The organism is Actinomycetospora chibensis (assembly GCF_028737215.1).
Classification (GTDB): Bacteria; Actinomycetota; Actinomycetes; order Mycobacteriales; family Pseudonocardiaceae; genus Actinomycetospora; species Actinomycetospora chibensis.
The window spans coordinates 275,231-295,048 of sequence record NZ_JAQZAM010000001.1; the positions used below are offsets into that span (position 1 = coordinate 275,231).

A 19,818-nucleotide genomic window follows, 5' to 3' on the forward strand; every position below is an offset into this window, starting at 1 on the left:
CCGGCTGGATGAGACCGGGGCGGGCCGCCCCGAGGGGACGGCCCGAGCCCCGTGCTCACACCTCGACCACGGTCCAGGACCCGTGTCGCCGCGGGGCGCGCACGGCCGTCACCGCGTTCGCCACGGAGTCCTCCGCAGGTCCCGACGTGTCGATCGTGGTCGCCTCCGGCCAGGGGTCCGCGTCGGCCGACATCACCGCGGCCACGAGCGGGGTGGCGTCGGAGGGCGACCCGCGGCGTGCGCGGATGCGCGCGTCCGCCAGGTCCCGGGGGGCCTCGCAGCGCAGGCCGACCAGGTCCGACGAGGTCCGTGCGGCGAGCGCCGCGGCCTGGTCCCGGCGCCGGGCGTCGGTCCACGAGGCGTCGAGCACCACCGTCTCGCCCCGGCCGAGCAGGTCCTCGGCGCGGTGGAGCAGCGCCGCGTAGGTGGCGTCGGTGTGCTCGGGCCGGTAGAGACCGCCGCGGTACCCCGCGGCCGCGGGGTCGGTGGGGTTGAGCCCGGCCAGCTCCTTGCGCACCCGGTCGCTGGAGACGAGCACGGCCCCCATCCGGTCGGCGACACCGCCGGCGACGGTCGTCTTCCCCGTCCCGGGGAGGCCGCCGACGAGCACGAGGCGGACCCGGGCCTCCTGCAGGTGGCGGTCGGCGAGGTCGAGCAGGGTGCGGGCCTCGGCGGCATCCGCGCCGCCCTGGTCGACGCGGATGCAGGTCACCGCCGCGCGGACGGCCGCCCGGTAGGCCACGAGGTGGTGGCTCAGTGCCACCGGGGCCGGATCGGCGGCGAACTCGGCGTAGAGCTCCAGGAACCGGGCGGCGGGTTCCGGCCCGCCGAGACGTTCGAGGTCCATGGCGAGGAACGCCGCGTCGTCGAGCCCGTCGACGTACCGCAGACGGTCGTCGAACTCGAGGCAGTCGAGCAGCGCCGGCCCCTCGGGCAGGCAGAACACGTCGTCGGCCAGCAGGTCCCCGTGGCCGTCGACGACGCGGTCCTCGGCACGTCGTGCCGCGAAGAGGGCCGCGCGGCCGTCGAGGAACGCGGTCGCCTCGCGGGCGACCCGGTCGACGACGTCGGGGGGCAGCAGCGCGCCCGCGTGACGGCGCAGGCCGTCGAGGACCCCCTCCCACCGGGCCCGCGCCGCCTCGCGCGAGCCCTCCCGGGCGATCTCCGGTCCCCGCGCCGCGACGCTGTGGAACCCCGCGAGCCGTCGGGCGACCGCCCGCAGGTGGTCCTCGACGGGCGCGCCCGCGCGCACGAGGGCTGCGAGGCTGCGGTCGGCCGGCATGCGGCGCATGGCCACCAGGTACTCCGCGGCCTCGCCGGACGGCCCCAGGACGGTCTCGAGCCCGAGGTAGGCCTCGGGGCTGAGACGCCGGTTGAGCGCGATCTCCCGCCGGCAGGCCTCCCGGCGGAGCTCGACGGTGGTGAAGTCGCAGAAGCCGAGGTCGACGGGCTTCTTCATCTTGTGCACGCGGTCGCCGAGGAACCACAGCACCGCGGTATGGGTCTCGCGCACACCGACGGCGAGCCCGTCGGCGTCGGGCGCGCGGCCACCGCGGGCGGCCGCGCCGAGCGGGTCGGTCATCGGACCACGCCCGCCCGGGTGCCGGGACCGTCGGCCCCGGCGCCGGCCAGGGGACCGAGGACGAGCACCGGGCACGGAGCGGCCAGGAGCAGCGACCGGGTCGTCGAGCCGAGGCCGACGAGGTCCTCGGCGTCGCGGCACCGGTGCGCGACGACCACCAGGTCCGCCCCGAGGGCCCGCTCCAGCAGCAGCCGGGCCGGTCGGTCCTCGGCGACCACGACGCTCGTCGGGACGTCCGGGAACCGGTCCTTCATCGCGCTGACGAGGTCCTCGATCCGGGCACGCGCGTCCGTCTCCTCGTCACCGGCGTCGGTGTCGCGGCGGCGGGCGATCCGCCCGGCGTCGTAGGTGACCTCGTCGACCGCGTGGACCACCTCGACCGGCTCCGCCGACATCTGCGCGATCCGCAGGGCATGCTCGAGCACGACCGTGGCGCCCGGGCCCTCGTCGAGCCCGACGACGATCACCGCCCGCGGGGGCACGTGGACCGCGGAGGGCGCGCGGTCCTCGCCGAGCACCAGGACGGGACACGGCGCGATCGCGATCAGCTCCTCGGTGGTCCGGCCGGCCTCGCTGCCCAGGCGGCGGTGTCGGTCGCCGACGACCAGCAGAGACGAGGCTCCGCAGGCGGCCGCGAGCGCCGCCGCGGGGTCGCCGGTGGCGCAGGTCCGGCGGACCTCGACGTCAGGGGCGGTCCGGCTCAGGTAGCTCTCGGCCCGCTCGCCGGCGTCGCCGTACCACGGGGTGTCGGGAGTGGCCGGACCGTCGACGTGCACGACGCGGAGGGTGCGATCCCGCCGGTGGGCCTCGGCCACGGCGCGGTCGAGCACCCGGGTCCGCAACAGGCCGTCGCCGACGCCGACGACCACGGAGGGGAGGCGCGGGGCCACCGTCGCCCCCATCGACGTCACGGTCATCAGGCCCCCTCACCGGCGTAGGTGCGCTCGGGGCGCGCCCACGTCGCGGCGGCCCGCGGAGGCAGCACCGCGACCGGGCAGGGCGCGAAGCGGACGACCTGCTGGCTCGTCGAGCCGAGCAGCGCACCCCCGACGGCCCCCCGCCCCCGCGAGCCGAGCGCCACCAGGCTCACACCGGACCGGGCCACGTCGAGGAGCGCCTCGCTGGGCGCACCCCGCCGGAGCACCTCCTGGACGACCAGGTCCGGGTGTGTCGTGGCGATGCCGGCCCCGGCCTCGGCGAGGTACCGGCGCCGGGTCTCCTCGTCGGGACCGTCGAGGCGCGGCGTGACGCTCACGGTGACGAGCGTGCTGCGGGACCGGTCCGCGACGTCGGCACCGAACGCGATCGCGCCCACCGCCTCGGCCGAGCCGTCGACGCCCACGAGCACCCCTCGCGAGGCCTCGTCCTCGGCAGGCTCCCAGTCCGGGGGCACCACGATCACGGGGCAGGGGGCGTGGCCCATCACATGGGCGATGGTGCGACCGACGCCCATGTCGGCGAGCCCGGTCCCGGGGCGGGCGCCGATCACCAGGAGGCGCGCGCGGGAGGCCGTCGCGACGAGCGACGGCCCGGCGACGCCGTCCACCACCGAGAGTCGCACGGGCACCTCCGGCGCCGTGGCGACGGCGACCTGGTGGGCCTGCTCGAGCAGCGCGTGGGCGCGCCCGGACGGGCTGCGGAGCTCGTCGTGCGGACGCTCCGAGGGCGGCAGCACCTGGACCAGGTCGAGTGGCAGGTGACGACGCGCGGCCTCGCGCGCCGCCCACCGGACAGCGCCTGCGGTCGCGGGGCTGCCGTCCACGCCGACGAGCACGCCGGCCGGTGGCGTCGAGTGGTCGATCATGCGGGCCTCCTCGGGAGGGAACGGCGCCGCGGTCGCGGCCCGCGCACCACGCTCCCGCCGCATGCCCGTCCCGCGTCAGGGCCCGACGGCGCGACCGGGCGGGACCTCCGGCAGGTCCGTCGGTCCCGGCGCACGCCTCGGGGCGGTCTGGGCCCTCCGGGGTGGCCGGGCGCGACCAACGGCCCTGGGCGACCCACCACACCCGACCTCTACTCGACCTGCGCCCCGCGCGGGACGCACCACACCAGACCCAGGAGGTCGCTGTGAAGGTACGAGACATCATGAGCCACCCGGTGATCCGGATCGGACCCGACACCCCGGTCACCGACGCCGCAGCCCTGCTCGTCGAGCACGGCATCTCAGCACTGCCCGTCGTCGACGACACCCAGCGCCTCATCGGCATCCTCAGCGAAGCCGACCTCGTCGCCGGCCGCATCCCCGCCCACGGCGACCAGCAACCCCCACCCACCACCTCCCGGGCGGGCCAACTCATGACCGACTCACCCATCACCCGCGAGCCCGACAGCGACGTCGCCGACGTCGTCCACACCATGCTCGACCACCGGCTCCGCGCCATCCCGATCGTCGACCACGGCACCCTGGTCGGCATCATCTCCCGCCGCGACGTCCTACGCTGCGTCGCCCAGGGCGAACTCACCTCCGCCGACGTCTGGCGCCACCGATTCGGCCTCGTCGACCAGGACCGCGGCTAAGGACCCCGAACCGCTCAGGACCCCGAACAGCTCAGGACCCCGAACCGACCCCGGCGCTCAGGGGGCCGCCCGGACCGGCATAGGCACGGCGTCGGCGCGGCCACCGACGGGGAGCCCAGCGGGTTGTGGCTGGCCCTCGTCGGCGGGTTCCTCGCCACCGCGGCCGGGCCGCACGGCGGGGGTGCTCCTGACCGACGCCGAGGGCCGCCTGCCGGCCACCTGCCGTGCGGTCGACGGGCTCACCACCCACCTCGGTCCGGAGCTGCGCCGGGAGCTGCGGGCTCTCGACGTGCCGCGGATGGCGCAGGCCTAGCTGTCGGGTGGATCGAGGGGCTCTTCCAGGGCGCGCAGATGGCCTTCGCGGCCGAGCAGGCGGCGGCCGAGGTCGCAGCTCGAGCGGCGGCAGTACCTCCGACAGGACGAGAGGATGAGACATGGAGGAGCACGGGACGCAGGCGGTTCTCGAGCGCCTAGACGAACTGGTGGCGCTGATGCGCCGCATCGACACCCGGTTGCAGCAGCTGACACAGGGTCTCGAGCGCCGGGAGCCGTTCCCCGACGATCCCGACCTCGAGCGGCCCCGCCGCCTGACGCTGGCCGACCCCGCCCGCACGGAGCTCGTCGGCCGGGCCGGCGCCACCTGACGGGGCCATGCGTCGGGACAGGCCGCGGGACCCGACGACGGAGGGGTCGTCTCCCGCCGTGTCACAGTCAGGTGGACGCGGCGTGCGCGTCCACCCCCGGCAGCGGATGCCGCGGACCCCCAGGTGGGGGCACGACCGCCACGGGGCACGGCGCGCGGTGCACCATCGCGCGGCTCACCGAGCCGAGCAGGAGTCCGGCGAACCCGCCGCGACCGCGGGAGCCGACCACCAGCAGCCGCGCCCCGACCGCGTGCCGGAGCATCACCTTCGAGGGGTGCGAGCGCTCGACCACGGTCGAGACCTTCACGTCCGGGTACGCCGCGGACCGACCCGCGAGCTGCTCGGCGAGCACGCGGTGCTCGTCGTTCTCGATCGCCCCCCAGTCCAGGAGGGGCTCCAGCTCCGGACCGACGAGGGCGTCCCACCAGGTGTGCACCGCTACCAGCGGACACCCGGCCGCGTCCGCGGCCGCCACCGCGAAGTCGATGGCGGCGGTGCTGGCCGGGGAGCCGTCGACGCCGACGACCACGGGCGCGGCGGGGTCGGAGGGCTCATCGCCCCGGACAACGACCACCGGTCCCGCGGCGTGGACGACCACGGTGGAGGCGACCGACCCCGCGAAGGGTTCGCCGAGCCCGCCCGCACCCCGCCCGCCCACCACCAGCAACCCGTCCCCGGCCCGATCGAGCAGTGCCGGCGCCGCCGGGCCGTCCACCAGCTCCTCGGTGATCGTCAGGTCGGGCGCCGCCCGGCGGGCCTCCGTCACCGCGCGGTCGGCCTCGCGGCGCGCCCGGTCGAGGACGTCCTGCTGATAGCGGCGCCAGATCGCCGCGTCGGCCACCAGCGAGGGGTCGACGCCGCCGTAGGCCAGCACGATCCGCAGGGCACGGCCCCTGGCCGCGGCCTCGCGTGAGGCCCAGCGGACGGCGCGCAGTGCCGTGTCCGAGCCGTCGACACCCACGACGACCGACGCCGGACCGGCAGGCCGGCCGCTCCGGGCCGACGGATCGTCGTCGGTCGTGGTCGTGCTCGTCATCGCGCTCTCCTGTCCCTCGGGCGGGCCCCTGCCGGGGGCAGCGTCGAGCACCGGAGGAGGTACGCGCCCGGGCCGACCGGGCCGATCGAGCGGGCCGACGGTCCCGCGGTCGTCAGTGCATGCTCTCGTGGTCCGGGGGGGTGAACCGGCGCCACGCCGTCTCCCAGGTCCGCAGGCGCCAGCGATCGAGGACCCATCGCAGCGCCGCGAGGAGGAGCAGCGAGACGACGAGATCGGAGACCACGAGGAAGAACGCGGTGAGGAATCCCTGCGCCGCCGGGTGGCTGGGCGTCATGGGCGCGGACGTGAGCCGGTCCTCGCGGTCGACCCAGACGACCCGCGGGTCGCCGGGGAGCGCGCTGGGCGGCACACGGACCTCGGCGATACGGGCGGTGCCGTCGGCGGCGGTCCACCGCACGGGCGCGCGCCACTCGCTGTCCCCCTCCCCGCCGAGGGCCAGCTGTGCATCGGTGGGCGCGAACAGCACCTCCGCGGTCACCTGGTGGCGCTCGGCCTGCTGCAGGGCGACCTGCGGGGCCAGCCCCGCGGTCACCTCGCTGCCGATCGCGAGGGATACGGGCAGGAACAGCAGGCCTGTGAGCAGCAGCAGCCAGCGTGCGCCGACCTCGATCCGGTCGCTGCGGCGCCGCAGCGCCGATCGCCTCGGAACGAACGCGCCGACGATCCGGCGCGTCGGTCCCGTCATGTCGCTCATCTCGAGCCGCCTCCCTCGCCGCTCCGGGCGGTGTCCCGACGAGCGTCGGCGCCCGCGCGACGGTGCGGCACCGGCGCCCGGCCCCCCGCCGAGGCCCGGGCGGCCCGGTTCCGGCGGGACGACCGGCAGGTCCGGCGGCGTCCCGGGCCGGGTGACCCACGGGCCTCGGCGAACGGCCCGGGGCCGAGAACGGGCCTGTCGGGTCACGGGCGCCCGAAGGGGGTCGACCGTCCCGGGCCGGCTGACGTGGCGAGGACGGCGGCGAGGACCCGGGAGCCGGTCGACGGGATCGTGCTCGACCTCGATGCCCCGCTCGACCGGCTCTGGCACTCCGGGCCGGAGGGACTGGACGACCGCCGGCGCCCGCGGACCGGGAGCTGGGGGACCGGGGCGGGCTGCCCGACGCCGCGCCCGACCGGTCACCGGCGCCCCGTCGTGGCGTGGCGCAGGATGGCGACCGCCCACAGCGCGGTGATCACCACGACCAGGGCGATGAGCGCCTCGGCGCTCCCGGACACGAGGGCCAGTACCGCCGCACCCGCGGCGACGACCCCGAGAGCCGCCGGCGCGCGCACGGTCGCCGGCGTCACCCACTCGCCCCAGGCGCCGCCCACGACCGCCGCCGTGAGGCCGAGCGCGATCACGAGCATGGTCGCGGCGCGCACGCCGTCCGGCGACCCGGTCGCCGCGGGTCCCAGCACACCGATCGCCACCGCGAGGGTGACCAGCAGCCCGGCCATGAGGTCGCGTCGACTCATGGCCCGGACCCCTCCCGCCCGGGGCCCACCTCCACGTCCACCAGGACGGCGCGACCGCGCCGGTCGGGGTGCACGACCCGCGCGCGCCCGTCCTCCGGATCGACGAAGAACAGGAACGGCAGCCCCGCCAGGCGCAGGTGCTCGACCGCGCTCTCCGGGCTCAGGACCGGGGCCGGCCGGCTGCTGCGGGTGATGTGGGCCGGGCGCGTCGGGCTCGGCGCGGACCCGTCGTCGAGCGCGATGCGGAAGCCGGTCGGGCCCCCGCGGTACGCCACGGCGCGGCGCCCCGTGGCGCGCTCGACGAAGAGATGGAAGGCCTCGTCACGGGCCTCCATGATGGCGACGGCGTCGGACGCGCAGGTGGGCACCGCCTGCACCACGTCGTGGCGCTCGATCAGGGCCTCGGTGTCCTGCGCCTGAGATGGGTCCGCGAGGTGCCTCGGCCGCCGGCGGGCGTGCTCGTCGCCGACCTGCCGGCGCAGCCGGTCGACGAGCAGGTCGACCGCCTCACGGGCGTCGGCGGCGACGACGTGGGCGTGGAGACGACGGCCGGCGAGGTCGACGTGCGCGCTCGCGACCACCGGCCGCTCGCGGGCCGGGTCGCCGTGGCGCACGACCCGGATCCGGGCGGGGCCGAGCGGGTCGACGCCGTGGTCGAGGGTCTGGACGACCTTCTCGCGGACGTACCCGACGAGATCCGTCGCGATGGCTCCGCGGAGCTCGACGACGGGCGGAGGGACGCGGGGCGCGGCGGTCGAGCCGGTCGTGGAGGTCGAGCCGGTCGTGGAGGTCGTGGAGGTCGTGGAGGTCGTGGGGAGACTCGAGGTCATGGTGTCGACGCTGGTCCGAGCTCCCCGGGCGCGGCAGGGTCGTTCGTCCCGGCGCGGGGCGCCTCCCGTCACCGCGCCCGCGGGGTGGGAGGGCCGATGGTCCCGTGTCGCAGCGGCGGTCGGGTCCACGTCGGGCCCCACCCGGCCCTCCCCCGAGGCCCCGCCCGCGGCGACGGTGTGACGACGACGACCGAGAGGAGGCCCCCGTGACCACGGACGACCAGCACATTGAGGAGCTCGAGACGCAGGCGACGGCCGAGGACGAACTGCGGCGCAAGGCGATCACACGGCTTCGCAAGCGTGCCGACTTCCGCACCCACGTGTTCATCTACGTGCTCGTGAACAGCCTGCTCGTGGTGGTGTGGGCCGTCACGGGCGCGCCGTTCTTCTGGCCGATCTTCCCGATCCTCGGGTGGGGTGTGGGGCTCGCCGCCAACGCCTGGGACGTGTACCGCCCCGACCCCGTGACCGAGGAGCGGGTCCAGCGGGAGATGGGACGTCTGCGGCCCTGAGGGGGCCTACGCGGCGTCCTCGCCGGATGCCGGGTCCTGCGGCGTACAACTCCGTTCGGCGTGCTCGAACCCGACCATCTCGGTGTCGTCGCCCGCCGACGTCACGAGCCGTCGCACCGGCTCGCCGGGCGGGACCGGGAACCAGCAGCGCTCACACAGCGGCGGCGTCGTCTCCGGATCGTCGCCCGCGCCGCCGGTCACGCCGGTACCGCCCGCGGAGCGGTGCCGGGGTTGGGCAGCGTGTGCTGCAGACGTCGCGCCGGTGGCGCCGGCGGCGCGTCGTCGGGGGCTCCGAGGGCCGGCGCCGGGCAGGCGCACGGCCACATCCGGTCGCCGACCCAGGCCCACACGTCCCTACCGCAGAACGCGCATCCGATCCCGTACATCTCCACGAACATCTGCGGTTCCGTCCATCCCGTGGGGGAGCCGCCGGTGGTCTCGGGGGGGCGACCACCGGCGGCCGGTCCCGTGAACCCGTCGCCGGGGCGCGACCATCGGGACGTCCTCGACGTTAGGCACCGGGGCCGAGACCCGACAGGAGCCGTCGGGCGCATCTTCACCGACAGGTACGGCCGTCACATGGTGCGGGGACCTGATGGTCCGGCGAACACATCGTGCGCTCGTCGAACAATCTCGTGGCCGAAGACGGTTCCGGCTATCCTTCGATCGCCGAACGGTACAACCGTCGAGAGAGTAGGGATGCACGAGCTGGCGCGTGTGGTCCGCGAACTGATCGTCGCGTCCGACAGCTATCGCCGGACCATGGCGGGCGGCATCGATCTGAGCACCACCGAGGCCGCCGTGCTCGGCCACCTCCTGCACGACGGTCCGCAGACACCCTCGGTGATCGCTGCGCGCGCCGGGCTCACCCCGGCCGCGGGCACCTCACTGCTCGACCGGCTCGCGCGGTACGGGCTCGTCGAGCGCCGGCCCCACCCACGGGACCGTCGGAGCCTGCTCGTCCATCTCACGCGCCGGGGGCACGCCGCCATCACCGCGATGTCCGCCATGTTCTCCGAGGACCTCCTTCAGGCCCTCGAGCGCTCCGATCCCCGTCTGGTCGAGGACCCCGAGCTCCGTCGCGCGGTCACGCACCTGGTCGGCGCGATGGCCGCCTCCCTGCGCGCGCGGGCCGGGGACGCCGCGGGGGTCCGCGCCGCGATCCTGGGCGAGATGTCGGCCTCGCACGAGACCGCCGACGGCGAGCACGGCCGCTGAGGCCCGGGACCGGGTCACACCGGCTCGTCGTGCACCGCGCGGCGCAGCAGCTCGACCATCTCCTCGTCCGGGAGCTGGCGGAAGTCGGCGTAGGATCCACCGACGCCGAAGAACTCCTCCGGGGTCTCGAGGCACACCAGTTCGTCGACCTCGTCGCGCACGCGGGGCGCGGCGTCCGGCGCGCACACCGGCGCGGCGAGCACGACCCGCGCCGCGCCCAGTTCCCGGGCCACCCGGCACGCGGCGCGGGCGGTCGCGCCGGTCGCGATCCCGTCGTCGACCAGCAGCGCCGTGCGCCCCACCAGGGACAGGCGGTCCCGCCCGGGACGGAATCGGCGGGCACGACGATCGATCTCGTCGCGCGCCCCCCGCTCGATCTCGGCGAGCTCGGCCTTGCCCACCTTCGCCCGGCGCACGAGCGACCGGTTCAGCACCAGGACGCCGCCCTCCCCGACCGCACCCATCGCGAGTTCGGGCTGGAGCGGCATCCCGAGCTTGCGCACGAGGATCACGTCGAGGGGGGCGTCGAGCGCCGCGGCGACCTCTGCCGCCACCGGGAACCCGCCGCGTGGCAGCGCGAGGACCACGAGGTCCTCCCCCCGCAGGTGCTGCAGCCGGCGGGCGAGCTGCCGGCCGGCTTCGGCACGATCACTGAAAGGCACGGGTCCGCCCCCCGTCGGGCGTCGCGGCGACCGGCGCGGCGACGCGGGAGAAGACGTCCTGCCCCATCCGGGTGGAGCACCACCCCGTGTGCTCGGGCCCCTCGGCGGTCAGCAGCCATGTGGCGTGCAGGAGGTCGGCCTCGGGGTCGTAGCGACCGCACCAGGTCGTGACCGAGTGCTGGTTGCCCGAGGCGTTGTTCCACACCACCACCCAGCCCACCGCGGCGTGCGCGTCCGCGGGCGGTGTCGCGTCGAAGCGGCCCGCGAGGGCGTAGCGCCCGGTGACGTGCCCGACGTTCGACTCGTAGTCGCCGTTCAACAGCCCGTCCGGCGTGGCGGCCAGGGTCATCGTGGACCCGAGCTCGTTGCGCCAGGTGCCTTCCGGTCCCATGTGCTCCTCCTCGGTGGCCGACGGCGGTGTACGGGGCCGCGTACGGCCGCGTACGGCGGTCTCCGACGGCGACCGTGGACGGCCTCGCGGGCCGGCCCCAGGTGCGATCGGCACCGGACGGGCGGGCCTTCCGGCCCGTCGAGGTGGTCGTCGAGGCCCTGTACGTCCCGGGCGCGGCACGCGCCCACTGGGCCCGGGCGGGTCCGCGCGGGCCCCGACGGGAGGTGCAGTGATGAGCTTTCTCGGCGTCGCCGTGGTCCGGCAGTACGAGCGCGGGGTGGTGTTCCGCTTCGGACGCCTGCGCGCGACCAGGGAACCGGGCCTCCGATTCATGATCCCGCTCGTGGACCGCATGCGGAAGGTGTCGCTGCGGACGGTGACCATGCCGATCCCGTCCCAGCAGGTGATCACCCGCGACAACGTGTCGATCAACGTGGCCGCGGTCGCCTACTTCCGCCGGGTCGACCCGGTGGCCTGCATCATCGCGATCGAGAACGTGCAGACCGCCATCGGCCAGATCGCCCAGACCACGGTGCGCAACGTCGTCGGACGGTCCTCGCTGGACGACGTGCTGTCGGACACCGAGACCCTCAACGAGTCGATCAAGGAGATCCTGGACCGGACCACCGAGCGCTGGGGCGTGCTCGTCGAGCTCGTCGAGCTCAAGGACATCGAGCTGCCCCAGTCGATGCAGCGGGCCATGGCCCGCGAGGCCGAGGCGGAGCGGGAGAAGCGCGGCAAGGTCATCGCCGCCGAAGGGGAGGCGCTCAGCGCCGGCAAGCTCGCCGAGGCCGCCGACGTCCTCGCCGCGCACCCGATCTCCCTGCAGCTGCGCAACCTGCAGGTCCTCGGTGAGATCGCCATCGAGCGCAACTCCACCATCGTCTTCCCCGCCCAGTTCCTCGACAGCGTCCGGGACCTGAGCGCGTTCGTGGCGCGCGAGGGGGGCCCCAGCGCCGACGCGCCCGCCGTCAACGGCCGGACGGCGGCGGGGGCGATGTCCTGAGCCGGGCCGCTACGACGCCCGGTCCGGACGGGTCTCCTCGACCGGACCGGGGGCGTCCGCCCCACCCTCGCTGTAGAGCCACCGCAGGGCCCCCGGTGGGGCGAAGGGGCGCCACCGGCCCTCCGGCTGCGCGAGGCGGTCGGCCACCGCCCACAGCACCGCCGGGTGCATGCCGAGCCCGAAGTGGCTGCCGAGCACCCCGATCGACTCGGCCTGCTCGCCGGGCGGCTCGACACAGGCCCGCCAGGAGACGATGCCGTCCCAGGGCGAGAACACCGAGGTGCACGGAACCGGGAGCGCCGGCCGGTCGACCTCCGGCGGGGGCATCGCCGCGGGCGCGACGTGTCGGGACGACACCGCCCGGTAGAGGCCCATCGCCCGGGTCTGCGCGGGGTGGGTCAGCCGGACCGGGCTGCCCAGGGTGATGACGGACCGGACCCACCCGGGCGCGCGTCGGGCCGCGTCGCGCGCGTAGAGACCACCGAGGCTCCAGCCGACGATGCTGACCCGGCGGGCGTACCGCTCGTGCAGCTCGGCGAGCCGCGCCGGCACGCCCTCCACCACCTCGGCGGTCGGACCGAGGTTGCGACCCAGGTGCCAGCCGTGCGCGCGGTAGCCCCGGTGGCGCAGGACGCGGCGCAGGACGCGGGTCGACGCGTCACCGGCGCCCAGGCCCGGCAGCACGAGGACGGGATGACCGTCGCCCAGGGGCGCGGCGCGCAGGACCGACCGGCCGAGCGCGGTGACCCCGGAGGCGCCGAGGGCGCGGCCGAGATCGGTGGCGAACAACGGCCACGACGGGGGCCTCTCGTGCGACCCCGGGGCACGGAACCCCGCGTCCAGCCCGGGGCGCCAGGGGGTCGGACCCTCGTCGTCGAGCAGTGCGGACATCGACCACCTCCGTCGCGTGGCCCCCCGCGAGCGGATCGTAATCAGGGCCGGGTCCCCCGGGGTAGACGGACCGGGCCGTTGGGACCTGTCCACGGGGCCCGATCCCGCCGACGGTGCGGACATGGACGACATCCCGATGGCGGCCGAGGACGGCCTGTGGCTGCGGATCGACCGCGCGACGAACGTGCTCGGCATCGTCTCGGTCCTGTGGACCGCCACCCCCGTCGAGCCCGTCGCCCTGCGCCGGGTCCTCTCCGAGCGCGTCGTCGACCCACACCCGGTCTTCCGGCACCGCCCCGTGCTCGACGGCGGGTGGTTGCCCGCGGGCACGTGGGAGGAGGACCCCGACTTCGACCTCGACCGCCACCTGCGTGTGGAGTCGCTGCCCCCCGGCCGGCCGGACGCGGCCCTGCAGGAGCGGGTCGGGCAGCTGCGCAGCACCCCGCTCGACCTCTCCCGGCCGCCCTGGTCGGTCCACCTCCTGCAGGGGCACGGCGAGGGCAGCGCCGTCGTGGTGCGCGCCCACCACGCCCTCGCCGACGGCGTGCGCATGATCCGGCTGCTGCTCGCCCTGCTCGATCCCCTGCCCGGTGCGTCCGCGGACGCGCGTCCCGTGGCCACCCACGGCATGGACGACGTCGTGGCGGACCTGCTCGACGGCCTGCGGCACCCCTGGCGCTCCCTGGGCGCGGGCCTGCGACTGACGGTGTCGGCGCTCAACACGGCCCTCGACACGGTCGAGATCCTCGGCTGGGTCAACCCACGCACGGCGTGGACGGGGCCGCCCGGTCGGGACAAGACGGCGGCCTGGAGCGAGGAGATCCCGCTCGACCTGCTCGCCGGACTGGCCCACGAGGACGGCGCGACCGTCAACGACGTGTGCCTGGCGCTGCTCGGCGGCGCCGTCGCCCGCGCCCACGAGTCCGAGCTCAACGGCCCGACCCCGTCGAACCTGGCCTGGATGGTGCCGGTGAACCTCGACCCCCTCGAGGCCGGGCCACCGGAGCGGCTGGGCAACCACTTCGCGCTCGTCCTCGTGGTCCTGCCGCTGCGGGGTCCGTTCCGTGCCCGCCTGGCCGAGGTGCACGCCCGCGTCGAGCGCATCCGGCACAGCTGGGAGCCGGCCCTCACCCACGGGCTCCAGCAGCTCATCGGCCGGGCTCCCGACCCGGTCGCGGGCGCGGTGAGCGACCACCTCGCGAACAAGGCGATCGGTGTCGTGACCAACGTGCCCGGGCCCCGCACGCGGATGGCGCTGGCCGGCGCGGAGGTCACCGGCATCGTCGGCTGGGCACCGTGCAGCGCCGACCAGGTGCTCACCGCCTGCATCGTCAGCTACGCCGGCGGGGTCCGGATCGGCTTCGGCGTCGACCGCTGCCGCGTCGGCGACGCCCGCGTCCTGGTGAGCGCTCTCCGCGAGGAGCTGGCCGCCGTCGTCCGCGACCACCGCCCGACCCACCGGAGCCCGGCCACGGGCTCCGCCACCACCCCTGCGAGGAGCACCCGATGAGCCTCAACCTGGCCGTCGTGCTGCGCGAGTCCGCGCGGCGCCACCCCCACCGGACCGCGATCATCGCCGACGAGCACCGGATGAGCTGGAGCGAGCTCGACGCCGCCGCGGACCGCCTGGCCGAGGGCCTGCGCCGGCAGGGCCTGCGGACCGGCGACGCGGTGGCGCTCCAGCTGCCGAACGTGCCGCAGTTCGCGGTCGCCTGGTTCGGCATCCTCAAGGCCGGCCTCGTCGCCGTGCCGATGAACGTGCTGTTCAAGGAGAGCGAGGTCGCCTACATCCTCGCCGATTCCGCCGCCCGGGCGCTGCTGACCTGGCAGGGCTGCGCGGAGGCCGCGGCCAAGGGCGCCGCGGAGGCCGGCGTCGACTCCGTGTTCGTGCTCGGTGAAGGACCGGGCCACCCGTTCGGCGAGCTCCTGGCCCACGCGCCCGACGACCCCGACGGCGTGCTCGCGCCCTGCGACCCCGGTGACGTGGCCGCCGTGGTCTACACCGCGGGGACGACCGGACGGCCCAAGGGCGCCGAGCTGACGCACTTCCAGCTGTTCATGAACGCCGACACGCCGGGACGCGTGTTCGGCATCCGGTCCGACGACGTGGTCCTCGTGGCGCTGCCGCTCTTCCACGTCTTCGCGCTCTCCAGCCAGCTCGACGTCTGCACGCGCTTCGGGGCCACGATGACGCTGGTCCCCCGGTTCGAGCCGGGCCGGGTCCTCGAGGTGATGGAGCGCGACCAGGTCACGGTGTTCGAGGGCGTCCCGACGATGTACGTCGCGCTGCTCGAGCACCCGGACCGCACCACCCGCGACCTGCGGGCGCTGCGCGTCGGCGTCTCGGGGGGCGCCCCTCTGCCCGCCGAGGTGCTGGACTCCGTCGAGCGCGCCCTCGGTCTCGTCGTGCTCGAGGGCTACGGGCTCTCCGAGACCGCGTCGACGACGACGTTCAACATCAGCGCCGAGGAACGGCGCGTCTACAGCGTCGGCAAGCCCATCTACGGGGTGGACCTGCAGATCCGCGATCCCGAAGGACACCGGCTCCCGCGCGGCCGCGACCACGTCGGCGAGATCGTCGTCCGCGGGGTCAACGTCATGCGGGGCTACCGCGGCCGGCCGGAGGCGACCGCCGAGGCGCTCGTCGACGGCTGGTTCCACACCGGCGACCTGGGCTACCTGGACGAGGACGGGTTCCTGTTCGTCGTCGGCCGGACCTCCGACCTCATCATCCGCGGCGGCTACAACGTCTATCCCCGCGAGGTCGAGGACGTCCTCTACACCCACCCCGCCGTCCGCGACGCCGCCGTGATCGGGGTCCCGGACCGGCGGCTCGGGCAGGAGGTCCACGCGGTCGTCGCGCTGCGCCCCGGCAGCACGGCCGACGAGCACGAGCTGATCTCCTACGTCCGGGAGCGGGTGGCGTCCTACAAGTACCCCCGGTCCGTCGAGTTCCGCGAGGAGCTGCCCGTCGGCGCCAGCGGCAAGATCCTCAAGCGGGCGCTGTGAACGCCGTCGCGATGAGCCCGCTCGACGCGGCCTTCCTCGAGCTCGAGGACGCCGAGCCGGAGGTCTCCATGGCGATCGCCTCGATCGCGGTCTTCGCCGGCCCGGTGCCGGGCTCCGACGAGTTCGCCGCGCACCTCGCCGGGCGGCTCCCGCTCATCCCCCGCTACCGGCAGAAGGTCCGGCGGGTGCCGCTCGACCTGGGCCCACCGGTGTGGGTCGACGATCCGCACTTCGTCCTCGAGCACCACCTGGTCCGGGTCGCCCTGCCCGCACCCGGCGGTGACGCCCAGCTGTGCGCGCTGATGGGGCGGGTCATGGCCACGCGCCTCGACCGTGACCGCCCGCTGTGGCGGTACTGGATCGTCGAGGGTCTGGCCGGGGACCGGTGGGCGCTGATCTCCCAGGTCCACCACTGCATGGTCGACGGGGTGTCGGGCACCGATCTCTACCGGGACGTCCTCGACCCCGGGCCGGTCCCCCGGCCCCCGGCCCCACCGGCGGCGGCCCCCGAACGGGAGCCGTCGAGGGCCGAGCTCATGCTGCTCGGCGCGCGGGGACTGCTCGCGCTCCCGGTGTCGGCGGTGCGCGGCGCCGGCGCGCTGCTGGCCCGTCCCCGCGAGGGCGGGCAGCGGCTCGCCGCGCTGGTCCGGGGTGGTACCGCCCTGCTCGGGAGCCTGCGGGCCGGGGCCCCGTCGTCGCTGACCGGGTCGCGCCACCGGCCCCGCCACTACGCCGTCGCCCGCGGCCGGGTCGCCGACGTCCGGGCGATCCGGCACCGGCACGGCGGGACCTTCAACGACGTGGTGCTCGCCGCGGTCACCGCGGGCTTCCGCGCGCTGCTGCTCGCCCGTGGTGAGGAGCCGACGCCCGATCTGGTGCGCACCCTGGTCCCGGTCTCGGTGCGGGCGCGGGGGGACGAGGGCGAGCGGGGCAACCAGGTCTCGCTGCTGCTACCGCGCCTGCCCGTGCACGTCGCCGACCCCCGCGAACGCCTCGCGCGGACCGTCGCGGAGCTGGAGTCGTGCAAGGCGGCGCACGAGGCCGAGGCGGGTGCGCTGCTGACCGAGCTCGCGCGCCTGGAGCCCTATCCGCTCGTCGCCCGGGGCGTGCGGTGGGCCTCCCGGTCGGACCAGCGCGCCGTCGTCACCGTGACCACCGACGTGCCGGGCCCGCGCGAGACGCTCTACGGACTCGGCCGCGAGCTCCTCGAGATCATCCCCTACGTCCCGATCGGCAGCACGGCCCAGATCGGGGTGTCGATCATGAGCTATCGCGACGGCCTGGCCATCGGGCTCACCGGGGACGAGTCCGTGGAGGACCTCGACGTGCTCGCCCGCGGGATCGAGTCGGAACTGGCACTGCTCTCGGGCGACCACGCCTGAGGGGGCGCGCGGGTCAGCGGGTCTTCTCGGACGTCACCCGGCCGGCCGGGCCGGCAGCGCGGTCAGTACCCGGGCCACGCCGTCGCCCCACGCGTCGATGCGGTCCCAGTCGCGGTAGTCCCCCGCGCCGTGGCTGGTGGCGAACATGAGCAGACGGCCGAGCAGCGACAGGTGCTCGTCGCGGACCACCCCGCTCACGACGAGGTGGTCGCGGAAGGACAGGCGGTCGGTGAACTCGGCGACGAGGGCCGCCGGCTGCAGGCCGGCCAGCAGGGTCAGCGGGAAACGCAGCGCGGCCGGCATCCCGACGCTGAACAGCCACACCGGCTTGGCCGCGAGCTCGGGCGCGTGCTCGGCGACGAAGGCGCGCGCCTCGGGGAGCCAGCGCTGGTCGTGCACCGCGCTGCCGAGGACGTAGGCGTCGTACCGCCCCGGATCGACGACGCGGGCGAGCTCCGACACGTCGGTGTCGAGCCCGTGTCCCCCCAGCCGCGCACCCAGGTGCTCGGCGATCTCGCGGGTGGAACCGTGGGCACTGGAGTACCCGACCAGGACCTTCACGACCGTGCCCCCTCGTCCTGGAGCGACCGCGGGGCGGGCACCTGGTCGCGGGCGAGAGCGTCCCGGACGCGCGCGAGGCGGGCGCCCGCCTCGTCGGCGATCGGGGCCAGCGCCTCGACGCCGCTCATCGCCACCATCGCCTGCGGATCGAGGATCTCCACGACGCTCTCCGCGCCGTCGGTGCGCACCGTCACCGTGCACGGCAGCAGGAGGCCGACGGAGCGGTCGATCTCGAGCGCCCGGTGGGCCAGGGCCGGGTTGCAGGCGCCGAGGATGACGTAGTCCTCGAACTCGACACCGAGCTTCGCAGCCATGGTCGCCCGCACGTCGATCTCGGTGAGCACGCCGAAGCCCTCGGCCGCCAGCGCCTCCCGCACGCGGGCGACGGTGTCGGCGTAGGGCAGTCCGAGCCGGATCTCCATGGTCGTTCCTCTCCTCACGACGCGGGTGGCGGGACGACCGCCACCGGACACTGCGCCCGCCGCAGCACCGACTGGCCGACGGACCCGAGGACCCGCTCGAGGCCCTGGCGCCGGTGGGAGCCGACCACGACCAGCCGGGCGTCGTCGGAGCGCGCGACGAGCGTCGGGACCGGCCGGCCCTCCGGCAGGACGCGGAGGACCTCCACGTCGGGGAACTTGCTGCTCCAGCCCGCAAGCCGCTCGCCGAGGAGCTCGGCCTCCGGGAGGTCGGGCATCCCCTCCGCCGCGGACGGCGAGACGTCGTCGTCCAGCATCGATCCCCACTCGGGGTCCTGGAGGTCCTGCCACACGTGGACGGCGACCAGGGGCACGCCCTCGCGGTCGGCGGCCGCGAAGGCGTAGCCGACCGCCGCCTCTCCGGACGGGGTGCCGTCGATGCCGACGACGACCGGATCGTCGGGCGAGGGAACGCGGGTGCCCCGCACGACCACGGTGGGGCACGTCGCACGGGCTGCCACCGCCGCGGAGACGGTGCCGAGGACCAGGCTTCCGATCGTGCCGCGGCCGCGGCTCCCGACGACGAGGAGCTCGGCATCGCGGCCCGCGTCCAGGAGGGCCTCGACGGGGTCGCCGCGCCGCACGTCGGCGGACACCACGAGCTCGGGGACGGCGCGCCGGGCCTCCTCGGCGGCGTCGCTCGCCAGGAACACCGACGACACGCCGTGCGCGGGCAGCACCGCCAGGACCTGCAACGGTCGCCGGCGCCGCGCGGCTTCCACGGTGGCCCAGGCGACGGCGCGGGCGGCTCCCGGCGATCCGTCGACGCCGACCACGACCGGTCGCCCGGTCACCGAGGCCCCCCGGTGGAGGCCGCGTGCCCGGCGAGGTCGTGGCGCCGGGCGCCGCGCGGGCTCCCGGCGGCGTCCCGCGGGACGAGGTCGGCCTGCGCGCACGCCGGAGGACAGGTCACCCGATCGTCGGTCACGCTCTCGATGCTGGTCCGACCCGGTGCGGAGCCCAGGGCCGTTCGGCTCCGGAGCGCCGGGCCCGAGGTCCCGGGGCGGACGGCGTCGCCGCCGAGGACGTCCGCCTCTGAGCCGTCCCGGGCGTGCGGTGCTGTGGTCGGCGGGTGATCGCGAACCAACAGGCACCCGTGCGCCCGAGGCAGGCGGCCCGTGCCGTGGGGTGGTGCGCCCTCGAGGTGGTGCGGCTCCTCATCGCGGGCCGCCTGCGCCTCCCCCGACGGTGGGTGGGAGCGAGCGTGCGCTTCGCCGACGGCAGCTCCTCGTGGATCTACCGGGAGACCGTGGTGGACGGCCGGGAGGCACGCGAACCGTGCACGCTGGTGGTCCGGTTCAGGCTGCGTGGCGTCCGGGGGATCGGTCACGCCCTGTTCCGGGCGGAGAGCCTGCTGAACACCCCGATGTTCGCGGGCTTCCCCGGTTTCGTGGCGAAGTGGTGGCTGGCGGCCGACGAGCACGGCGTCTACCGCGGCCTCTACGAGTGGGACGGTGCCGAGCGGGCCGAGCAGTACGCGCGCGCCCTCTGGTGGATCCTCGCCATGGTCAGCGTGCCCGGCTCGATCGGCTACACCGTGCTCGAGGGCCGCCACCGCGACGACCTGGTCTCGCCGGCGCCGCCGGCCGGCGGACCGTGGTGGCAGCCCGTCGCGGTGGCCTGAC

General features: G+C 75.7%; 25 protein-coding genes. 10 read left to right on the top strand and 15 right to left on the bottom strand.

What is annotated here, in order from left to right:
- Nucleotides 1-55 precede the first annotated feature (55 nt).
- The 3 genes from PH189_RS01335 to PH189_RS01345 are packed head-to-tail and all read right to left on the bottom strand — an operon-like array spanning nt 56 to nt 3,386.
- Nucleotides 56-1,582: a bifunctional aminoglycoside phosphotransferase/ATP-binding protein gene (locus tag PH189_RS01335; protein ID WP_274186927.1), complete on the bottom strand. Its 1,527-nt coding sequence runs from the start codon at nt 1,580-1,582 to the stop codon at nt 56-58.
- On the bottom strand, nt 1,579-2,499 hold the full coding sequence (locus PH189_RS01340) for a universal stress protein (RefSeq protein ID WP_274186928.1): 921 nt from the start codon (nt 2,497-2,499) through the stop codon (nt 1,579-1,581). The genes PH189_RS01335 and PH189_RS01340 overlap by 4 nt, the downstream gene beginning before the upstream one ends.
- On the bottom strand, nt 2,499-3,386 hold the full coding sequence (locus tag PH189_RS01345; RefSeq protein ID WP_274186929.1) for a universal stress protein: 888 nt from the start codon (nt 3,384-3,386) through the stop codon (nt 2,499-2,501). Before PH189_RS01345 ends, PH189_RS01340 begins: the two co-directional genes overlap by 1 nt.
- Nucleotides 3,387-3,649: 263 nt before the next feature.
- Between PH189_RS01345 and PH189_RS01350 the strand changes: the two genes are divergently transcribed.
- The 3 genes from PH189_RS01350 to PH189_RS01360 all read left to right on the top strand — a co-directional run bounded on the left by PH189_RS01350 (nt 3,650) and on the right by PH189_RS01360 (nt 4,743).
- The gene (locus PH189_RS01350) at nt 3,650-4,099 is read left to right on the top strand and encodes a CBS domain-containing protein (RefSeq protein WP_274186930.1); all 450 of its coding nucleotides are present in this window, start codon (nt 3,650-3,652) and stop codon (nt 4,097-4,099) included.
- Nucleotides 4,100-4,280: 181 nt separating this feature from the next.
- Complete coding sequence (locus tag PH189_RS01355) at nt 4,281-4,412, top strand: hypothetical protein (RefSeq protein WP_274186931.1); 132 nt, start codon at nt 4,281-4,283, stop codon at nt 4,410-4,412.
- 121 nt (nt 4,413-4,533) lie between these two features.
- A complete protein-coding gene (locus PH189_RS01360) occupies nt 4,534-4,743 on the top strand; it encodes a hypothetical protein (protein ID WP_274186932.1) in 210 nt (69 codons plus the stop codon).
- A 67-nt stretch (nt 4,744-4,810) separates the two neighbouring features.
- Here the strand turns inward: PH189_RS01360 and PH189_RS01365 are convergent, their stop codons facing one another.
- The 4 genes from PH189_RS01365 to PH189_RS01380 all read right to left on the bottom strand — a co-directional run bounded on the left by PH189_RS01365 (nt 4,811) and on the right by PH189_RS01380 (nt 8,082).
- The gene (locus PH189_RS01365) at nt 4,811-5,779 is read right to left on the bottom strand and encodes a universal stress protein (protein WP_274186933.1); all 969 of its coding nucleotides are present in this window, start codon (nt 5,777-5,779) and stop codon (nt 4,811-4,813) included.
- A 112-nt stretch (nt 5,780-5,891) separates the two neighbouring features.
- Nucleotides 5,892-6,494, bottom strand: a complete 603-nt coding sequence (locus PH189_RS01370) for an Rv1733c family protein (RefSeq protein WP_274186934.1) — start codon at nt 6,492-6,494, stop codon at nt 5,892-5,894.
- 419 nt (nt 6,495-6,913) lie between these two features.
- The gene (locus tag PH189_RS01375; protein ID WP_274186935.1) at nt 6,914-7,252 is read right to left on the bottom strand and encodes a hypothetical protein; all 339 of its coding nucleotides are present in this window, start codon (nt 7,250-7,252) and stop codon (nt 6,914-6,916) included.
- Nucleotides 7,249-8,082, bottom strand: a complete 834-nt coding sequence (locus PH189_RS01380) for an HPF/RaiA family ribosome-associated protein (RefSeq protein ID WP_274186936.1) — start codon at nt 8,080-8,082, stop codon at nt 7,249-7,251. Before PH189_RS01380 ends, PH189_RS01375 begins: the two co-directional genes overlap by 4 nt.
- A gap of 206 nt (nt 8,083-8,288) precedes the next feature.
- On the opposite strand from PH189_RS01380, the gene PH189_RS01385 reads away from it, so the two are divergent.
- The gene (locus tag PH189_RS01385) at nt 8,289-8,594 is read left to right on the top strand and encodes a 2TM domain-containing protein (RefSeq protein ID WP_274186937.1); all 306 of its coding nucleotides are present in this window, start codon (nt 8,289-8,291) and stop codon (nt 8,592-8,594) included.
- Between the two features lie 6 nt (nt 8,595-8,600).
- Here the strand turns inward: PH189_RS01385 and PH189_RS01390 are convergent, their stop codons facing one another.
- Nucleotides 8,601-8,795 carry a hypothetical protein gene (locus PH189_RS01390; RefSeq protein WP_274186938.1) on the bottom strand — a complete coding sequence of 65 codons (195 nt, stop codon included), beginning with the start codon at nt 8,793-8,795 and terminating at the stop codon, nt 8,601-8,603.
- A gap of 498 nt (nt 8,796-9,293) precedes the next feature.
- Here PH189_RS01390 and PH189_RS01395 point away from each other — a divergent pair, with 498 nt between their 5' ends.
- A complete protein-coding gene (locus tag PH189_RS01395; RefSeq protein WP_274186939.1) occupies nt 9,294-9,812 on the top strand; it encodes a MarR family transcriptional regulator in 519 nt (172 codons plus the stop codon).
- A 14-nt stretch (nt 9,813-9,826) separates the two neighbouring features.
- Here PH189_RS01395 and PH189_RS01400 read toward each other — a convergent pair whose 3' ends face one another.
- Both PH189_RS01400 and PH189_RS01405 read right to left on the bottom strand, forming a co-directional pair.
- On the bottom strand, nt 9,827-10,474 hold the full coding sequence (locus PH189_RS01400; protein ID WP_274186940.1) for a phosphoribosyltransferase: 648 nt from the start codon (nt 10,472-10,474) through the stop codon (nt 9,827-9,829).
- Entirely contained in the window at nt 10,461-10,865 is a 405-nt protein-coding gene (locus tag PH189_RS01405; protein ID WP_274186941.1) for an avidin/streptavidin family protein, read from the bottom strand. The genes PH189_RS01400 and PH189_RS01405 overlap by 14 nt, the downstream gene beginning before the upstream one ends.
- Nucleotides 10,866-11,097: 232 nt before the next feature.
- Between PH189_RS01405 and PH189_RS01410 the strand changes: the two genes are divergently transcribed.
- A complete protein-coding gene (locus PH189_RS01410) occupies nt 11,098-11,871 on the top strand; it encodes a slipin family protein (RefSeq protein ID WP_274186942.1) in 774 nt (257 codons plus the stop codon).
- A 9-nt stretch (nt 11,872-11,880) separates the two neighbouring features.
- Here PH189_RS01410 and PH189_RS01415 read toward each other — a convergent pair whose 3' ends face one another.
- On the bottom strand, nt 11,881-12,762 hold the full coding sequence (locus PH189_RS01415) for an esterase/lipase family protein (RefSeq protein WP_274186943.1): 882 nt from the start codon (nt 12,760-12,762) through the stop codon (nt 11,881-11,883).
- A 121-nt stretch (nt 12,763-12,883) separates the two neighbouring features.
- Between PH189_RS01415 and PH189_RS01420 the strand changes: the two genes are divergently transcribed.
- Genes PH189_RS01420 through PH189_RS01430 form a run of 3 tightly spaced genes read left to right on the top strand, consistent with a single transcriptional unit; the run spans nt 12,884 to nt 17,153 of the window.
- Nucleotides 12,884-14,272 (top strand): wax ester/triacylglycerol synthase domain-containing protein, encoded by a 1,389-nt coding sequence (locus PH189_RS01420; RefSeq protein ID WP_274186944.1) that lies wholly within the window; start codon nt 12,884-12,886, stop codon nt 14,270-14,272.
- On the top strand, nt 14,269-15,771 hold the full coding sequence (locus PH189_RS01425; protein ID WP_274186945.1) for a long-chain-fatty-acid--CoA ligase: 1,503 nt from the start codon (nt 14,269-14,271) through the stop codon (nt 15,769-15,771). Before PH189_RS01420 ends, PH189_RS01425 begins: the two co-directional genes overlap by 4 nt.
- Nucleotides 15,772-15,782: 11 nt before the next feature.
- Nucleotides 15,783-17,153 (top strand): wax ester/triacylglycerol synthase family O-acyltransferase, encoded by a 1,371-nt coding sequence (locus tag PH189_RS01430; protein WP_274186946.1) that lies wholly within the window; start codon nt 15,783-15,785, stop codon nt 17,151-17,153.
- 33 nt (nt 17,154-17,186) lie between these two features.
- Here PH189_RS01430 and PH189_RS01435 read toward each other — a convergent pair whose 3' ends face one another.
- The 4 genes from PH189_RS01435 to PH189_RS01450 are packed head-to-tail and all read right to left on the bottom strand — an operon-like array spanning nt 17,187 to nt 19,121.
- The gene (locus PH189_RS01435) at nt 17,187-17,714 is read right to left on the bottom strand and encodes a flavodoxin domain-containing protein (protein ID WP_274186947.1); all 528 of its coding nucleotides are present in this window, start codon (nt 17,712-17,714) and stop codon (nt 17,187-17,189) included.
- A complete protein-coding gene (locus tag PH189_RS01440; RefSeq protein ID WP_274186948.1) occupies nt 17,711-18,136 on the bottom strand; it encodes a DUF302 domain-containing protein in 426 nt (141 codons plus the stop codon). Before PH189_RS01440 ends, PH189_RS01435 begins: the two co-directional genes overlap by 4 nt.
- 14 nt (nt 18,137-18,150) lie before the next feature.
- Nucleotides 18,151-18,987 carry a universal stress protein gene (locus tag PH189_RS01445; RefSeq protein WP_274186949.1) on the bottom strand — a complete coding sequence of 279 codons (837 nt, stop codon included), beginning with the start codon at nt 18,985-18,987 and terminating at the stop codon, nt 18,151-18,153.
- The gene (locus PH189_RS01450; protein WP_274186950.1) at nt 18,984-19,121 is read right to left on the bottom strand and encodes a hypothetical protein; all 138 of its coding nucleotides are present in this window, start codon (nt 19,119-19,121) and stop codon (nt 18,984-18,986) included. The genes PH189_RS01445 and PH189_RS01450 overlap by 4 nt, the downstream gene beginning before the upstream one ends.
- A 168-nt stretch (nt 19,122-19,289) precedes the next feature.
- Here PH189_RS01450 and PH189_RS01455 point away from each other — a divergent pair, with 168 nt between their 5' ends.
- Nucleotides 19,290-19,817, top strand: a complete 528-nt coding sequence (locus PH189_RS01455; RefSeq protein WP_274186951.1) for a hypothetical protein — start codon at nt 19,290-19,292, stop codon at nt 19,815-19,817.
- Nucleotide 19,818: the final 1 nt, after the last annotated feature.

Bases quoted from the DNA above. Each gene is read 5' to 3' on its own strand.
- PH189_RS01335 (WP_274186927.1), bottom strand. From the start codon at position 1,582: ATGACCGACCCGCTCGGCGCGGCCGCCCGCGGTGGCCGCGCGCCCGAC.
- PH189_RS01340 (WP_274186928.1), bottom strand. From the start codon at position 2,499: ATGACCGTGACGTCGATGGGGGCGACGGTGGCCCCGCGCCTCCCCTCC.
- PH189_RS01345 (WP_274186929.1), bottom strand. From the start codon at position 3,386: ATGATCGACCACTCGACGCCACCGGCCGGCGTGCTCGTCGGCGTGGAC.
- PH189_RS01360 (WP_274186932.1), top strand. From the start codon at position 4,534: ATGGAGGAGCACGGGACGCAGGCGGTTCTCGAGCGCCTAGACGAACTG.
- PH189_RS01365 (WP_274186933.1), bottom strand. From the start codon at position 5,779: ATGACGAGCACGACCACGACCGACGACGATCCGTCGGCCCGGAGCGGC.
- PH189_RS01370 (WP_274186934.1), bottom strand. From the start codon at position 6,494: ATGAGCGACATGACGGGACCGACGCGCCGGATCGTCGGCGCGTTCGTT.
- PH189_RS01375 (WP_274186935.1), bottom strand. From the start codon at position 7,252: ATGAGTCGACGCGACCTCATGGCCGGGCTGCTGGTCACCCTCGCGGTG.
- PH189_RS01380 (WP_274186936.1), bottom strand. From the start codon at position 8,082: ATGACCTCGAGTCTCCCCACGACCTCCACGACCTCCACGACCTCCACG.
- PH189_RS01395 (WP_274186939.1), top strand. From the start codon at position 9,294: ATGCACGAGCTGGCGCGTGTGGTCCGCGAACTGATCGTCGCGTCCGAC.
- PH189_RS01405 (WP_274186941.1), bottom strand. From the start codon at position 10,865: ATGGGACCGGAAGGCACCTGGCGCAACGAGCTCGGGTCCACGATGACC.
- PH189_RS01410 (WP_274186942.1), top strand. From the start codon at position 11,098: ATGAGCTTTCTCGGCGTCGCCGTGGTCCGGCAGTACGAGCGCGGGGTG.
- PH189_RS01415 (WP_274186943.1), bottom strand. From the start codon at position 12,762: ATGTCCGCACTGCTCGACGACGAGGGTCCGACCCCCTGGCGCCCCGGG.
- PH189_RS01420 (WP_274186944.1), top strand. From the start codon at position 12,884: ATGGACGACATCCCGATGGCGGCCGAGGACGGCCTGTGGCTGCGGATC.
- PH189_RS01425 (WP_274186945.1), top strand. From the start codon at position 14,269: ATGAGCCTCAACCTGGCCGTCGTGCTGCGCGAGTCCGCGCGGCGCCAC.
- PH189_RS01430 (WP_274186946.1), top strand. From the start codon at position 15,783: ATGAGCCCGCTCGACGCGGCCTTCCTCGAGCTCGAGGACGCCGAGCCG.
- PH189_RS01440 (WP_274186948.1), bottom strand. From the start codon at position 18,136: ATGGAGATCCGGCTCGGACTGCCCTACGCCGACACCGTCGCCCGCGTG.